The sequence below is a fragment of the Nonomuraea sp. NPDC003709 genome, from assembly GCF_040610775.1.
GTDB classification, from domain to species: Bacteria; Actinomycetota; Actinomycetes; order Streptosporangiales; family Streptosporangiaceae; genus Nonomuraea; species Nonomuraea angiospora_A.
The window spans coordinates 64,638-80,287 of the sequence record NZ_JBEXMW010000004.1; the positions used below are offsets into that span (position 1 = coordinate 64,638).

Genomic DNA, 15,650 nt, shown 5'->3' on the forward strand with positions numbered 1-15,650 from the left:
CGTGCCGCTCCCCGTGCCGCTCCCCGTGCCGCTCCCCGTGCCGCTCCCCGTGCCGCTCCCCGTGCCGCTCCCCGTGCCGCTCCCCGTGCCGCTCCCCGTGCCGCTCCCCGTGCGGATCGGGCGACCTCGGGCAGGAAGTGCCGTTGCCGGACCCGGATGCGGTGCTCGCCGGTGCCCGACGTGCACAGGCTCGTGGCCCAGCGCTCCTGGGTGTTGAGCTCGGCCGTGCAGCCGGAGGGGGAGGCGTGGGCGGCGCCCCGTCGATGCGCCTACCAGCGGTCGTGGACCTGCGGCCGGATCAGGTCGTCGTAAATGGCCTCGACCGCTTCGAGCGTGGCCGGCGGGAGCGGCGCGGACGACGCGGCGGCCGCGTTCGCGGTGGCCTGGGACGCGTTGCGGGCGCCGGGGATCACCACCGACACGCCGGGCTGGTCGAGGATCCAGCGCAGCGCGAACTGGGCCATCGTCAGGCCCTCCGGCACCAGGGGAACCAGGCGGCGGACCGCCTCCAGGCCCGTGCGGAAGTCCACGCCCGAGAAGGTCTCGCCGACGTCGAACGCCTCTCCCTGCCGGTTGTAGGTGCGGTGGTCGTCCGCGCCGAAGGTCGTGTGCTCGTCGTACCGGCCGGACAGCAGGCCGCTGGCCAGCGGGACGCGGGCGATGATGCCCACCCCGGCGGCCCGGGCGGCGGGCAGCACCCGCTCCAGCGGCTTGAGCCGGAACGCGTTGAGGATGATCTGCACGGACGCCGCCCCCGGCCGCGCGATCGCCGTCAGCGCCTCCTCGCACGTCTCCACGCTGACCCCGTAGGCGGCGATCTTCTGCTCGGCCACCAGCGTGTCCAGCGCGTCGAACACGGCGTCCGTCGAGTACACCGGGGTCGGCGGGCAGTGGAGCTGGACCAGGTCGAGGGTGTCCACACCGAGGTTCTGGCGGGAGCGCTCGTTCCAGGCCCGGAAGTTGGACATCACGTAGTTGGCGGGGATCTGCTCCAGCCGGCGGCCCATCTTGGTGGCCACGGTCAGCTCCGGCCGGCCCTTGGCGAAGCGGCCGACGATCTGCTCGCTCCGGCCGTCGCCGTAGACGTCGGCCGTGTCGATGAAGGTGACCCCGGCGTCCACGGCGGCCCCCAGGGTGGCGAACGCCTCGTCCTCCGTCACCTGGCCCCAGTCGGCGCCGAGCTGCCACGCGCCGAGGCCGACTGTGCCCACCTGGCGTCCTGTTCGTCCCAACGTGCGTTGTTCCATGGGAACAGTCTCCCGGATGGGAACCGCGCTCCGGCCCGAGGCCGGTCCCGCCGCAGGTCCGCTAACGGGGCTGGTAGCAGCAGCGCAGCCCCGTCTGCACCGTGGCGCGCAGCTCCTCCCCGATCGCCTGGTCCACCGCCGAGATCCGCGCCAGCGCCCGCCTGATCGCCTTGCCCACGGCGATCCTGGCCCGCTCCTCGCTCCCCGTGAACGGCCGCGCCCGACCGCCGATGCCCGTCGCCGCCGTCAGCTCCGCCACCAGCCACTCGCGCTCCAGCCGCAGCCCCGCCGCCCGCTCCAGGTCGTTCATCGACTCCAGCTCGTCGATCTCCGCCTCAAGCTGGCCCAGCCGCTGCCGGTAGGTGTCCCTGGCCTGGTCGTCCAGCACCGGCTGGGCCGACCCGCCCTCGGGCTCGCGCGTCCACGACCCCGCGGCCAGGTCGGTGGCGAGGATCTCCCGGCCCGGATTGGCGACCAGCGTGGCCAGGTGCCCCATCCCGACGCTGTGGTCGACGAGCGCGAGCCGCCCGCCCAGCTCCACCTGCCAGTGCCGCCCGTGCCGGCGGAAGCGGCAGCCGTCCTGCCCCGAGGCCGAGCGCCCGACCACGGACGGCAGCACCATGCCCAGCTCCCTGGCCTCCCGCGCGGCGGCGGCCTGCTCCCGGTTGGCCGCCTTGTCCTGCGTCCCGTCGCGCAGCGCCAGCGCCTGGCCCAGCCGCCACCTCGACAGCGCGGCGGCCGGCCAGTGCCCCAGGGCGAAGTTCCCCCGCACGGCCGCCCGCAGGTGCTCCACCGCCGTGGACAGGTCCCCGGTGGTGAGCGCGGCCATGCCCAGCGAGTGGTGCACGGAGCCGAAGCAGGCCACGCCCAGGCTGGCCACCACCGGCAGGTCCGCGAACGGGCGCAGCAGCGCGTACGCGCGGGCGGCCGTGTCCGGGTCCTGCAGCAGGTGGGCGGTCTCCACGACGCAGTACATCGAGAGCAGCCAGGTGCTCGACCCCGGCATCTCCTCCACGCGCAGCCTGGCCAGGTGCCCGGCCGCCGCGCGCCGGTCGCCCGCGACGGCCGCGGCCAGCGCCAGGCCCGCCAGGTACGAGTTGTCGATCGGGCTCAGCGTGGGCGAGCTGACCAGGTCCGACAGGATGGGCAGCAGCTCGGCGGCCCGGCCCTGGAACCAGCGGATGGCGCCGAGCTGGCCGCCGTACCAACCGGTCGCGTCCATGTCGCCGGCGGTCACGCCGCGCTCGAAGCACTCCCCGGCCCGCTTCTCGGCCTCGGCGAAGCGGCCCGCGCGGATGGTCAGCATGACCTCGATGGCCTCGACCACGTACCCGACCGCGAGGTGGTCGTGGCCGGTCAGCAGGCCGCGCAGCTCCGCCAGGCCGCGCTCGGCGTGCGGGTCCGCGGCCAGGTAGAGGTCGACCGTCCGCCACAGCAGGCCCATCAGCAGGTCGCCCCTGCGCTCGGTGACGGCGGCCTGGCCGATCAGCTCGCTCGCCAGCTCCAGCCTGAGCGCCGCGTGCTCGGGGCCGAGCAGGCAGTGGTGCGCCAGGCTCAGCGCCTCGGCCAGCGCCGCCCCGTCGCCGGAGCCCCTGGTCTCGGCCAGCAGCTCCATGATCGTGGCGTGCCGGCCCGCGCGGTAGTCCTCCTCGCCGTGCAACCGCACGCGCAGCCGCAGGGCCGGCGAGGAGCGAGGGTCGATCAAGGACAGCGCGTGCCGCTGGCGGGCGCGTACCATCTCCGACTCCGCACATGTCCTGTGCTCGTGCACCCAGATCCCGCCCAGGCCCAGGGCCGCCCGCGCCAGCGACGACGGGTCGCCGCAGAGCTCGGCCAGCCGGTACGCCGAGTCGAACCAGCGCCGTGCGGTCTGCAGGTCGCCGTTCACGAACAGCGCCCGCTCACCCAGCACGAGGGCCAGCTTGAGATCGGGGCACGAGGGCAGGAGTACCCCCGGTTGCTGTGCAACGCCCATCGGTTCCGCTCCCCTGTCCGATACCTTGCCTGAGCGTCTGCCACGGTCCCCGAATACCGTTCTGACAACTACGACGTTTGACACACTGGGCGGGTTCAATCGGGGAGGGGTCATACTCTGGGTGCCATGATTCGCCCCGCGACACCCGCCGACGTGCCCGAAATCGCCAACATGATCCGTGAGCTCGCCGAGTACGAGAAGGCCGCGCACGAGGCGACGGTCACCGAGGAGCAGCTGCACACCGCGCTCTTCGCCGACAACCCGGCCGCGTTCGTCCACATCGCCGAGCACGACGGCGAGGTGGCCGGCTTCACGCTCTGGTTCCTGACGTTCTCGACGTGGCGGGGCGTGCACGGCATTTACATGGAGGACCTGTACGTACGCCCCCAGCACCGGGGCGGCGGCCACGGGGTCTCGCTCATGAAGGAGCTGGCCGGGATCTGCGCCGAGCGCGGCTACCAGCGCTTCGAATGGGTGGTGCTCGACTGGAACGAGCCCAGCGTCGCCTTCTACGACAAGCTCGGCGCGGTGCGCCAGGACGAGTGGCTGAAGTACCGGCTGACCGGCGAGCCGCTGCGGCGCCTGGCCGACAGCCAGGGCTGACCGCTCACGTATCGTGACAAGCCACGCAGAAGATTACGCCTGATCATCAGCCCGTATTACGAGCAGGTTTCCTCCGTGACGCATGTGCGTGGCTTGTTACGCCGGTGAATCACACGTAACGAACGCACAGCCACGGATCGTCAAAGTGCGTAACGCGCGCTTCCTACTTTGGAGTTCCCCCCGGACGCCGAACGTAGGAGAAAGCCGATGGCGCGCTGGATCGCCGAGTGGCACCCCGATGACCCAGCTTTCTGGGAAAGCTCAGGCAAGCGCGTCGCACGGCGCAACCTGATCTTCTCGATCGTCGCCGAGCACCTCGGCTTCACCGTGTGGACGCTGTGGAGCATCGTGGCCACCAAGATGGGGGTCTACAAGTTCTCCACGGACCAGCTCTTCTGGCTGGTCGCGCTGCCCAACCTGGTCGGCTCCGTGCTGCGCGTGCCCTACACGTTCGGCCCGGCCAAGTTCGGCGGGCGCAACTTCACCGTGGTGAGCGCGGCGCTGCTGCTCATCCCGGCCGTGTTGCTCGGCGTGGCGGTCGGGAACCCGGAGACGCCGTACTGGCTGTTCCTGGTGATCGCGGCGCTGGCCGGGGTCGGCGGGGGGAACTTCGCCTCCAGCATGGCCAACATCACCTACTTCTACCCCCGCCACAAGCAGGGGGTCGCCCTGGGGCTGAACGCCGCAGGCGGCAACATCGGCGTCAGCTCGGTCCAGCTCGTCATGCCGCTGGTGATCGGCTCGCTCGGGCTGGCCGCGGCCGGATGGTTCTGGATCCCGTTCATCGTCGTGGCCGGCGCCTGCGCCTTCTTCTTCATGGACAACCTCACCAGCGCCAGGGCCAACCCGCGCGAGCAGCTCGCGGTGGCGGGCAAGGCCCAGACCTGGATCATGTCGTTCCTGTACATCGGGACCTTCGGCTCGTTCATCGGCTACTCCACGGCCTTCCCGCTGCTCAGCAAGAGCCTCTTCCCCGATGCCCCGTTCGCCGCCGTGGCGTTCGTCGGGCCGCTGCTGGGCTCGCTGATCAGGCCGGTGGGCGGCTGGCTGGCCGACAGGCTCGGCGGCGCCCCCGTCACGCTGTGGAACTTCGCCGGGATGGGCGGCGGCGTGCTGCTGGTCTGGGCGGCCAGCACCTCCGGCAACTTCTGGATGTTCTTCCTGTCCTTCCAGGTCCTCTTCGTCACCGCCGGCATCGGGAACGGCTCCACGTACCGCATGATCCCGGCCATCTTCCAGGCCAAGGCCGTCGCCGAGCGCGGCGAGGGCGAGGAGTCCCTGCTGTACGGCAAGCGCCAGGCCTCGGCCGCCATCGGCATCATCTCGGCGGTGGGAGCGCTGGGCGGGTTCCTCATCAACCGGGCGTTCGGGATGTCGTTCGCCGCGGCCGGGACCCCGGCGCCCGCCTTCCTCGCCTTCGGCGCCTTCTACGTGTCCTGTTTCGCCCTGACCTGGTGGTGCTACACCCGCAAGGTCGGCGCCTCGGTCGTGGCCAGCCTCGCCTATGCCCGGGTCTGACCCGATGAGTGAGCCCGTGAAGACACACTGCCCGTACTGCGCACTCCAGTGCGGCATGGAGATCGGCCCGGAGCTGGCCATCAGCCCCAGGACCGACATCCCTGCCAACGCCTCCGGCGCGCTGTGCCAGAAGGGCTGGACGGCGGGCGAGCTGCTCACCAACGGCGAGCGCCTGACCACCCCGCTCCTGCACGGCGAGCCGGTGGAGTGGGAGGTCGCGCTCGACCACGTGGCGGAGCGGCTGTCCGCGATCCGCGCCGAACACGGCCCCGACGGCGTGGCCGTGTTCGGCGGCGGCGGGCTCACCAACGAGAAGGCCTACACGCTCGGCAAGTTCGCCAGGGTCGCGCTGGGCACCAGCCAGATCGACTACAACGGCCGCTTCTGCATGTCGTCGGCCGCCGCCGCCTCGATCAAGGCGTTCGGCATGGACCGCGGCATGCCGTTCCCCATCACCGACCTGGCCGAGGCCGACGTCGTGCTGCTGGCCGGCGCGAACGTCGCCGAGACCATGCCCCCGTTCGTGCGCCACCTGTCGGGCCCCCGGGTGATCGTCATCGACCCGCGGCGCTCCCAGACGGCCAGGCAGGCCTGGCTGCACCTGCAGCCCACGCCCGGCACCGACCTGGCCCTGGCGCTCGGGATGCTGCACCTGGCCATCGCCGACGAGCTCGTGGACGAGGCGTACGTGGCGGCCAGGACCACCGGGTTCGAGGAGGTCCGCACCTCGCTGGCCGCCTGGTGGCCGGAGCGGGTCGAGCGGATCACCGGGGTGCCGGTCTACCGGATGCGGCAGGCGGTCCGGGCGCTGGCCGCGGCGGGCAACGCGTACATCCTGACCGGGCGCGGCGCCGAGCAGCACGCCAAGGGCACCGACACGGTCAGCGCGTTCATCAACCTGGCGCTGGCGCTGGGCCTGCCCGGCCGGCACGGCTCCGGGTACGGGTGCGTGACCGGGCAGGGCAACGGCCAGGGCGGCAGGGAGCACGGGCAGAAGGCCGACCAGCTCCCCGGCTACCGCAAGATCGACGACCCGGCGGCCCGCGAGCACGTCGCGGGCGTGTGGGGCGTCCCGGCGGACAGCCTCCCGGGACCGGGGCGGTCGGCGTACGAGCTGCTCGACGCCCTCGGCACCCCCGGCGGGCCGCGGGCGCTGCTGCTGTTCGGCTCCAACCCCGTGATCTCCGCGCCCGCCTCCGAGCACGTGGCCGAGCGCATCGCCTCCCTCGACCTGCTGGTGACCTGCGACTTCGTCATGTCCGAGACCGCGGCGCTGGCCGACGTGGTCTTCCCGGTCACGCAGTGGGCCGAGGAGACCGGCACCATGACCAACCTCGAAGGCCGCGTCCTGCTCCGCAACCAGGCCGTGGCGCCGCCCGAGGGCGTCAGGAGCGACCTCGACGTGCTCGCCGGGCTCGCCGAGCGGCTCGGGCACCGCCTGGAGACAGAGCCGGTCAAGATCTTCGACGAGCTGCGCCGGGCGAGCAAGGGCGGGGGGGCCGACTACTCGGGCATCACCTACGAGCGCATCACCGAAGAGAAGGGCGTCTTCTGGCCCTGCCCCGAGCCGGAGCACCCCGGCACGCCGCGCCCGTTCCTCGACTCCTTCGCGCACCCGGACGGCCGCGCCAGGTTCGTGCCCGTCCAGCACCGGCCGGCGGCCGAGGAGACCGACGCGGACTACCCGATCTACCTGAGCACCGGACGGGTGCTCGCCCACTACCAGAGCGGCGCCCAGACCCGCAGGATCGCGCCGCTCGTCCAGGCGGCTCCCGAGCCGTTCGTCGAGCTGCACCCGGACCTCGCCGAGCAGCTCGACATCTCGCCCGGGGACGTCGTACGGGTCAGCAGCAGGAGAGGCGAGGGGAAGGCCGTGGCCAGGATCAGCGACGCCATCAGGCGCGACACCGTTTTCATGCCCTTCCACTGGGAGGGCGCCAACCGGCTCACCAACCCGGCGCTGGACCCGACCTCGAGGATGCCGGAGTTCAAGGTCTGCGCGGTCAGGGTGGAGAGGGACTCATGAGGCTCGTCGTCGTCGGCAACGGGATGGCCGGGTCGCGGCTGGTCAGCGAGGTACGGACCAGGGACCCGCACATCAGGATCACGATCTTCGGCGCGGAGTCGCGCCAGCCGTACAACAGGGTGCTGCTGTCCAACGTGCTGGCCGGCAGCTCGCGTCCCGAGCAGGTGAGGCTGCTCGAATCCTCCTGGTACGACGCCCACAACGTCGAGGCCGCCTTCGGCGACGCGGTCGCCCACATCGACAGGGAGACCAGGCACGTGGTGACCGAGGGAGGGCGGCGCGAGCCGTACGACCTGCTGGTCCTGGCCATGGGCAGCGAGGCCGTCGTGCCGCCGATCCCCGGCGTGGAGCGGGCCATCCCGTTCCGCACGCTCGACGACTGCGAGCGGATCATGGAGGCTGCCGACCAGGCCCGCAGGGCCGTGGTCGTCGGCGGCGGCCTGCTCGGCATCGAGGCCGCCCGCGGACTGGCCGGGCGCGGCCTGCCGGTGACGCTGCTGCACCTGGCCGGGCATCTCATGGAGCGCCAGCTCGACGTCGAGGCGGGCGAGGTGCTCGGCGAGACGCTCGCCGGGCTCGGCGTCGAGATCCGCACCGGCGTCAGCGCCGAGTCGGTGCGGGAGGACGGCGTCCGGCTGGCCGGCGGCGAGCTGATCGAGGCCGACCTCGTCGTGCTGGCCTGCGGCGTCCGCCCCGTCACCGGGCCGGCCGCCGCGGCGGGGCTGGAGGTGCGGCGCGGCGTCGTCGTGGACGACGAGCTGCGCACCGACGACCCGTCGATCTTCGCCATCGGCGAGTGCGCCGAGCACGAGGGCACCGTGTACGGCCTGGTCGCCCCCGCCTGGGAGCAGGCCTCCGTGGCCGCCGACGTGATCACCGGCGGCAAGGCCCTCTACCGGGGCTCCCGGCTGGTCACCAGGCTCAAGGCCAGGAGCGTCGAGCTGGCCGCCATGGGCGAGACCCAGCTCACCGAGGAGCACGCCGAGGTGGTGCGCTTCAGCCACCGGGCCCGCGGCACCTACCGCAAGCTCGTCATCCGCGACGGGCGGCTGGTGGGCGCGATCCTGCTGGGCGAGAGCGACGCCGTGGGCACGCTCACCCAGCTCTTCGACCGAGGCGCGCCGGTGCCGGGGGACCGGGCCGGGCTGCTGTTCCCCGGGCTGTCGTCGGCGCCGGTGGCCGACAGCCCGACGCTGATGCCGGACGCGGCCAAGGTCTGTCAGTGCAACAACGTGACCAAGGGTCAGATCAGGGCGTGCTGGGAGGCCGGGGCCCGCGACGTGGCCGGAGTGGCGGCCGCGACCAGGGCGACGACCGGATGCGGAACCTGCCGCGACGCCGTGGAGGGCATCGTCGGCTGGCTGTGCGAGCAGGAAGGGATTTCAGTATGAGCAGGATCGTCGTCGTTGGGTACGGGCCGACGGCCCACCGGCTCGTCGAAACCCTGGTGGACAAGGGCTTCGACGGCCGGATCACCGTGATCGGGGAGGAGCCGCGCCCGGCGTACGACCGGGTGGCACTGACCTCCTACCTCTCCGGCGTCACCGTGGAGGACCTCACCTACGAGGTGCCCGCGGGGGTCGTGACGAGGCTGAGCAGCCGGGTCACCGGGATCGACCGGGAGGCCCGCGAGGTCACCCTGGCCGACGGCGCCACCGAGCCCTATGACGTGCTCGTGCTGGCCACCGGGTCGGCGCCGTTCGTGCCGCCGGTGCCGGGCGCCGAGCACGCCTTCGTCTACCGCACCATCGACGACCTGGACGCGATCCGGGTGGCCGCCAAGGACGCGGTCGAGGGCGTCGTGGTCGGCGGCGGGCTGCTCGGCCTGGAGGCCGCCGACGCGCTGCGCGCCCTCGGGCTGAAGGCGCACATCGTCGAGATGAGCCCCTGGCTGATGCCGCGGCAGGTGGACGAGGGCGGCGGCGCGGTGCTGAAGTCCCACATCGAGGGCCTCGGGCTCGGCGTGCACGCCGGGGCGGGCGTCCAGGAGATCGTCACCGCGGACGGCCAGGTCACCGGGCTGCGCAAGCCGGACGGCACGGTGCTGGACGCGCAGGTCGTGGTCTTCTCGGCGGGCATCAGGCCGCGTGACGAGCTGGCCAGGTCGTCCGGGCTGGAGGTCGGCGAGCGGGGCGGCATCGTGGTGGACTCCTCGATGCTCACCTCCGACGCCTCGATCTACGCGGTCGGCGAGTGCGCGCTGGTCGGCGGCATGGTCTACGGCCTCGTCGGGCCGTGCAACACGATGGCCGAGGTGGCGGCCGACCGGATCATGGGCGGGTCCTCGGCCTTCGAGGGCGCCGACATGTCCACCAAGCTCAAGCTGCTGGGTGTCGAGGTGGCGCAGTTCGGGGCCATGTCGGGGGCGCTCGACGTCACCTACATGGACCCGGTGGGCGGTGTCTACAAGAGGCTGTTCATCAGCGACGACGCGAAGACGCTGCTCGGCGGCATCTGCGTGGGCGACGCCTCCCCGTACACGTCCCTGCGGCCCTTCGTCGGCAAGGCGCTGCCCGCCTCGCCGTCCGACCTGCTCTTCAGCGGGGCCGGGGCCAGCCTCGACCTGCCCGACGAGGCGCAGGTGTGCTCCTGCAACAACGTGTGCGCGGGCGACGTCCGCACGGCCATCGCCGACAAGGGCGTCACCGACGTGCCCGGCATCAAGGCCTGCACCCGCGCCGGCACGACCTGCGGCAGCTGCGTGCCGATGCTCAAGCAGCTGCTGGAGAAGTCGGGCGTCGAGGTCAGCAAGGCGCTGTGCGAGCACTTCACGTACTCGCGGGCCGAGCTGTTCGACATCGTACGGGTCCGCAAGATCACCACGTTCTCCCAGCTCATCACCGAACACGGGCACGGCAGGGGCTGCGACATCTGCAAGCCGGCCGTGGCCTCGATCCTGGCCTCGCTCTACAACGGCCACGTGCTCGACGGCGAGCGGGTCACGCTGCAGGACACCAACGACCACTTCCTCGCCAACATGCAGAAGAACGGCACGTACTCGGTCGTCCCGCGCATCCCCGGCGGCGAGATCACCCCCGACAAGCTCATCGTGATCGGCGAGGTGGCCCGCGACTTCGGCCTCTACACGAAGATCACCGGCGGTCAGCGCATCGACCTGTTCGGAGCCCGGGTCGAGCAGCTGCCGGAGATCTGGCGGCGGCTGGTGGACGCCGGGTTCGAGTCCGGCCACGCGTACGGCAAGGCGCTGCGCACGGTGAAGTCGTGCGTCGGCTCGACCTGGTGCCGCTACGGCGTGCAGGACTCGGTGGGCATGGCCATCGCGCTGGAGCTGCGCTACCGCGGCCTGCGCTCGCCGCACAAGCTCAAGTCGGCCGTCTCCGGCTGCGCCCGCGAGTGCGCCGAGGCCAGGTCCAAGGACTTCGGGATCATCGCCACCGAGCAGGGCTGGAACCTGTACGTCGGCGGCAACGGCGGCTTCAAGCCCCGCCACGCCGACCTGCTGGCCACGGACCTGAGCTCGGAGGAGCTCATCAGGACGATCGACCGGTTCCTCATGTTCTACATCCGCACGGCCGACCGGCTGCAGCGCACCTCCACCTGGCTGGAGTCGCTGGACGGCGGGCTCGACTATCTTCGCGAGGTGATCATGGAAGATTCGCTCGGCATCTGCGCCGACCTGGACGCGCAGATGGAGAACCACATCGCCACGTACGCCGACGAGTGGGCGACCACGCTGGACGACCCCGAGAAGCTGAACAGGTTCGTCACCTTCGTCAACGCCCCCGGCGTGCCGGACCCGTCGATCGTCTTCGCCAGCGAGCGCGGTCAGATCAAGCCGGTGATGGCCCGATGAGCTGGACGCGGATCTGCGACTACGAGGCCATGGTGCCGGAACGCGGCGTCTGCGCCCTGGTGGGCGGCGAGCAGGTGGCCATCTTCCGCACTCACGACGGCACGCTGCACGCGCTGGGCAACCTCGACCCGTTCAGCGGCGCGTACGTGCTCTCGCGCGGCATCGTCGGCACCAGGAAGGGCGAGCCGACCGTGGCCTCGCCGCTGCACAAGCAGGTGTTCTCGCTGGTGTCGGGGCGCTGCCTGGACGAGGATGCGGTGTCCGTGCCGATCTACCGGGTACGGGTGGCGGACGGCGGCGTGGAGGTCGGCGCCTGATCGCCCGCCAGGACCAGGCCCAGGTCGTAGGCTCGCACGACGGCCTGGGTGCGGTCCCTCGCGCCCAGCTTGTCCAGGACGTTGCCGACGTGCGTCTTGACCGTCTCCCTGGTGACGTACAGGGCGGCGGCGATCTCGGCGTTGCTCAGCCCGCGGGCCAGGTGACGCAGGACGTCCAGCTCCCTGGGCGTGAGGTCGTGGGCGGCGGTGGCGCGCGGGCGCGGGGCGGCGATGCGGCGCAACGCGTCGGGGAAGAGCACGCCGTCCCGCAGCCGGATCGCGGTGACCAGGTCGGCGGCGGGGGAGCGCTTGAGCACGTAGCCGGCCGCGCCCGCGCGTAGCGCGCCCCAGACGAGCTGGTCGTTCTCGAACGTCGTGACCACGACGACCCGGGTGCGCGGCGAGAGGCGGGCCAGCTCCCGGGTGGCGTGCAGGCCGTCCATACCGGGCATGCGGATGTCCATGAGCACCACGTCGGCCGCGCGGCCCAGCTCGACGGCGGCGTGGCCGTCGGCCGCCTCCCCGATCACCTCGATGTCGTCGTACGGGGAGAGCATGGTGGCCCAGCCGGAGCGGATGAGCGGCTCGTCGTCGGCCAGCACCACCCTGATCCCCCTGCTCACGCGGGCAGTGTCGCCGTCACCCGCCACGTGCCGTCCACCTCCTCCCGCTCGAACACCCCTCCGGCCAGGCGCGCCCGCATCCGCATCCCCACCAGACCGCGCCCCTCCCCGGGCGTCGCGCTCCCGGCCACCGCGTTCTCCACGACCAGCACGACCTCCTTCCCGCCCTCTCCAGCGCGGCCCCTTACTGCGGTCACCTCGGGGGCGGTGCGGTGCCGGACGGCCAGGTCCACCCGGACCCGCCCCCGCCCGTGCCTGAGCGCGTTCGTGACCGCCTCCCTGGCGATCGCGTACGCCGCCCGCGACGCCGCCTCCGGCACCCGGTCCACCGGGTCGGCACGGCACTCCACGTCCAGCCCGTGCACGAGCGCACTGAGGGCGGCCAGCGTGGGCGCCTGCGCCGTACTGCCCTCGTCGAGCACCCGAAGGAGCACGTCCAGCTCCTGCTGAGCGCCACGTGCGGTGCCCACCAGGTGGTCCAGCGACCGTTCGGCCACCGGCACCGTCTCCGGCCGCCCCAGGGCCGCCTGGGCCGCCATGGCCTGGACCAGGACGACGCTGAGCGCGTGCCCCACCGAGTCGTGCAGCTCCAGCGCCAGGCTCTGGCGGCGGCCGAGCTCCTCGATCACCAGCGACGGGTCGGAGCGCAGCAGCCTGCGCGCCACCCGCTGCTGCCCGGCCCCCGCCAGCACCATCACCGCCAGCACGGCCACGGCCATGACGGACACCTGCGCCAGGTCACCCTGAGCGGCCTGCCGGCGGGTGAACGCGGGCGCCAGCGCCAGCACCCCGGCACTCAGCGTCGCCCCCACGAACAGGTGCAGCGCCGTCAGCACCCGCAGATAGACCGGGTCCGCGCGGTCCGGCACGGCCACCCCGAGCAGCTCTGACAGCGCGATGACCTCCAGCCGGGGCACCAGGGGCAGGCATGCCACGAGCGCCGACGCGGGCAGGCACGCCGCCCACAGCAACAGCACCCGCGCCAGGGACACCTCCGTCACGAGCGTCACCGCCAGGACCGCCGCCACCGGCGTCAGCAACGCCGCGCCCAGTAGCTGGTAGAGCACCGCCTTCCAGGGCTTCCAGGGTTTCCAGGGAACCGCCACGGCTCCAGAAGCTAGCCGACCGGCCCGGGGACCGCCTCCCTCGTACGGGGGAAGTGGCTCGTCTTCCGCCTGCTCAGAGTGGGGTCATGCCGTTCTGGCATATCGGCTGCGCCGATGCCAGGCCGAGGGCTATGCTCCAGTCTCCACCGGGGGGTAGACGTGCGGGCTTCGATGGGTCAGTGGCAACACGCAACGCCGTCCTGAATCGATGCTGTCGCAACGTTCGGCGTCCTCGCGCTGGGGGAGGGGTTCGGGGTTCGCCTGGATTCGCGGCACTGGACGGACGCTATCGGCGGTGCCCTGTGCGCTGGTCTCGGGGCGGCAACGATCGCAACTCTGACCGGTCTCAGCCAGATCCAGTGAACCGTTACCGTGAGTAACACCCCAACGAGCTAAAGGCGTCGTGCGGAGTGGCCAAACGCCGCATTCGCGCATGGCGGGTGCGGGCATCAAAGCGGCCATGAGCAAGGTTTTTCAGCGCTGGGCACTTCTACCGGCGGCGATCGTCCCCGTCCTCCTGGTCGCCGGTTGCGACGTGGGCGGTGACCGTACGCAAGCGATGAAAGCGGCCGTGACCCCGACCGGTCCCTACACCAGGAGCCTGTCCCCGACCGCGACGGCGACGGCGGCCGGGCAGCCGCGCGGTGCCGTCGAGTCCTATTTCAACGCGCTCAAGGCGGGGAACGTGGACCAGATCGTCAGCCTGTTCACGGGCAACGCGGTGGTCGAGATAGACGGCGAGGCCACGGCCGAGGGCACCAAGGCGATCCGCAGCCTCTACCAGCAGCAGTTGCAGGGCGCGACCGACGTGGTGTCGGCCATGCACACCATCGTGGACGTGCGTACGGTCGGCGCCGAGAACGCCGTCGTCCGCTCGGGGAGCAAGCAGGGGGACGCGCGCTTCCGCGAGCTGTTCCTGCTCGGCAAGGAGGGCGGGAAGTGGAAGATCTCGGAGTTCATGAACAACCAGTCGTCCTGACCGCCGGCGGCCCGGGAATGGGCCACACGTCCTTTGCGGGACGTCCGCCGGGAATGGCGGGAATTCCGGGGCGGATTCACCGGTCCGGTTAAGTCACGGGGCGGGCTACGACTGCGCGGTGCCGCGCGGGACGCGCGGGGTGATGCGGCCCTGGTCGATCATCGCCAGGTAGACGGCGAAGGCACCCCGAGCCCACGTTTCCGCCTGTCGCGCGGTCAACCTGATCTCCTCGCCCTCGTGCGAGACGATCATGTATCCGCCCCAGGGCGCGCTCCGTCGCCACGCCACCAATACGTTCTCGAAAACGAGGACGTCGAGCATTGCGGTCACATATGCGCGTCCGGTGGCGGACACGGCGCAAGCCTCCTCGCTCCCCGCCGAATTCTCGCCTTTCCTCCATTGTGCGCGCCGTAACGGGAAATGTCGCAGGCCCGTCAGAACCTGGGCCGCGCCTCCGGTGTATCTGTACCGGAGGTGGTCCCATGAAGAGGATTCTGGCCGTGCTGGCCGGCACGGTGGCGCTGGCCCTGGGCGGCCTGCCCGCCGCCGCTGCCGGCGGGTGGGCGGTGACCTATCTGGATCCGGCGCCGTCCCGGTTCGAGGGCGGGACGTCGTACGCGCTGGGGTTCTGGGTGCTCCAGCACGGCTCCCATCCGTTCGAGGGGGATCTCGGGGCGGTCGGGCTGCGGTTCACCGGGGCGGACGGGAAGAGCCTGCTCTTCGGCGGCACGGCGCTGCCGGAGGCCGGGCATTACGCCACGTCGGTGGTGGTGCCTGAGGGAGTGTGGAAGGTGGAGGGCGTCCAGGGGCTGTTCCAGCCGTACGTGGTGGGGACGCTGACCGTTCCCGGTGGGCTGAAGATCGATCCGGTGCCCGCCGAGATGGTGGCGCCCATGTCGGCGGAGAAGTCGTTCTGGGGGGCCGTGCGGCCGCCCGTGGTCCCGGATGGGAGTCCGGCGGTGATTAGCCCGTCGCCGAAGGGGCAGGGAAGTGCCGGTGCTACCGACGTGGGGCGGGAAGGCTCCGGTGACACGGGTGGCCGGCGGGGAAGCTCCGGTGATGTGGGGCAGGGATCCGGCGGGGTGCCTGTCTACGCGCTGGTGATCGCCGCCGTCGGTGGTGCGCTGGTCGCGGTGGTGGCCCTGTGGCTGCTGCCGCCGTCCCGCCTGCCGGGCCTGCCGCCTCGGCCGCCCTCGCCGGACGGGGCGTCGCCGAGGTGGCCGGCCCGCGTGGCGCGGCTGATCCGCCGGCCGCGCCGGTCGGAAGCCGAGCCGGACCCGCCCACGGGCACGCCGGACCCATCGGACCCGCCCGGGCCGACGGGCTCGCCGGGGGAGACGATCGTCATCTCCGGTAAGTGATCGGCGGTCCTGGCGGGGAGAGCGCCGGGGTGCGCCTGCGGCGCCGCTTTCCCGAGCGGCACCGCGTCGCAGGCCCACCCC

At 72.1% G+C, this 15,650-nt stretch carries 13 protein-coding genes; 8 read left to right on the forward strand and 5 right to left on the reverse strand.

The window, feature by feature from the left end:
- Window positions 1-269: 269 nt before the first annotated feature.
- Together ABZX61_RS13065 and ABZX61_RS13070 are read right to left on the reverse strand one after the other, a co-directional pair.
- Window positions 270-1,247, reverse strand: a complete 978-nt coding sequence (locus ABZX61_RS13065) for an aldo/keto reductase (protein ID WP_355194157.1) — start codon at window positions 1,245-1,247, stop codon at window positions 270-272.
- A 61-nt stretch (window positions 1,248-1,308) separates the two neighbouring features.
- Complete coding sequence (locus ABZX61_RS13070) at window positions 1,309-3,222, reverse strand: hypothetical protein (RefSeq protein ID WP_355194159.1); 1,914 nt, start codon at window positions 3,220-3,222, stop codon at window positions 1,309-1,311.
- Window positions 3,223-3,348: 126 nt separating this feature from the next.
- On the opposite strand from ABZX61_RS13070, the gene ABZX61_RS13075 reads away from it, so the two are divergent.
- The 6 genes from ABZX61_RS13075 to nirD all read left to right on the forward strand — a co-directional run bounded on the left by ABZX61_RS13075 (window position 3,349) and on the right by nirD (window position 11,500).
- Complete coding sequence (locus ABZX61_RS13075; RefSeq protein ID WP_355194161.1) at window positions 3,349-3,825, forward strand: GNAT family N-acetyltransferase; 477 nt, start codon at window positions 3,349-3,351, stop codon at window positions 3,823-3,825.
- Window positions 3,826-4,032: 207 nt separating this feature from the next.
- Window positions 4,033-5,343, forward strand: coding sequence for an MFS transporter (locus ABZX61_RS13080; RefSeq protein ID WP_355194163.1), 1,311 nt, complete (start codon window positions 4,033-4,035; stop codon window positions 5,341-5,343).
- Window positions 5,344-5,347: 4 nt separating this feature from the next.
- Complete coding sequence (locus ABZX61_RS13085; RefSeq protein ID WP_355194165.1) at window positions 5,348-7,369, forward strand: molybdopterin oxidoreductase family protein; 2,022 nt, start codon at window positions 5,348-5,350, stop codon at window positions 7,367-7,369.
- The gene (locus ABZX61_RS13090; protein ID WP_350723100.1) at window positions 7,366-8,760 is read left to right on the forward strand and encodes an FAD-dependent oxidoreductase; all 1,395 of its coding nucleotides are present in this window, start codon (window positions 7,366-7,368) and stop codon (window positions 8,758-8,760) included. The genes ABZX61_RS13085 and ABZX61_RS13090 overlap by 4 nt, the downstream gene beginning before the upstream one ends.
- Entirely contained in the window at window positions 8,757-11,183 is a 2,427-nt protein-coding gene (gene nirB, locus ABZX61_RS13095) for a nitrite reductase large subunit NirB (RefSeq protein ID WP_355194168.1), read from the forward strand. Before ABZX61_RS13090 ends, nirB begins: the two co-directional genes overlap by 4 nt.
- Entirely contained in the window at window positions 11,180-11,500 is a 321-nt protein-coding gene (nirD, locus tag ABZX61_RS13100) for a nitrite reductase small subunit NirD (RefSeq protein WP_350723096.1), read from the forward strand. The genes nirB and nirD overlap by 4 nt, the downstream gene beginning before the upstream one ends.
- On the opposite strand, the gene ABZX61_RS13105 is transcribed toward nirD, so the two are convergent.
- Both ABZX61_RS13105 and ABZX61_RS13110 read right to left on the reverse strand, forming a co-directional pair.
- Window positions 11,455-12,123 (reverse strand): response regulator transcription factor, encoded by a 669-nt coding sequence (locus ABZX61_RS13105; protein WP_350723094.1) that lies wholly within the window; start codon window positions 12,121-12,123, stop codon window positions 11,455-11,457. The two genes, nirD and ABZX61_RS13105, sit on opposite strands and share 46 nt — an antisense overlap.
- The gene (locus ABZX61_RS13110) at window positions 12,120-13,229 is read right to left on the reverse strand and encodes a histidine kinase (protein ID WP_355194171.1); all 1,110 of its coding nucleotides are present in this window, start codon (window positions 13,227-13,229) and stop codon (window positions 12,120-12,122) included. The genes ABZX61_RS13105 and ABZX61_RS13110 overlap by 4 nt, the downstream gene beginning before the upstream one ends.
- Window positions 13,230-13,689: 460 nt before the next feature.
- Here ABZX61_RS13110 and ABZX61_RS13115 point away from each other — a divergent pair, with 460 nt between their 5' ends.
- Window positions 13,690-14,208, forward strand: a complete 519-nt coding sequence (locus ABZX61_RS13115; RefSeq protein WP_355194173.1) for a nuclear transport factor 2 family protein — start codon at window positions 13,690-13,692, stop codon at window positions 14,206-14,208.
- A 105-nt stretch (window positions 14,209-14,313) separates the two neighbouring features.
- Here the strand turns inward: ABZX61_RS13115 and ABZX61_RS13120 are convergent, their stop codons facing one another.
- Window positions 14,314-14,529 (reverse strand): hypothetical protein, encoded by a 216-nt coding sequence (locus ABZX61_RS13120; RefSeq protein WP_355194175.1) that lies wholly within the window; start codon window positions 14,527-14,529, stop codon window positions 14,314-14,316.
- Window positions 14,530-14,690: 161 nt separating this feature from the next.
- Here ABZX61_RS13120 and ABZX61_RS13125 point away from each other — a divergent pair, with 161 nt between their 5' ends.
- On the forward strand, window positions 14,691-15,569 hold the full coding sequence (locus tag ABZX61_RS13125; protein ID WP_355194177.1) for a hypothetical protein: 879 nt from the start codon (window positions 14,691-14,693) through the stop codon (window positions 15,567-15,569).
- Window positions 15,570-15,650 lie beyond the last annotated feature (81 nt).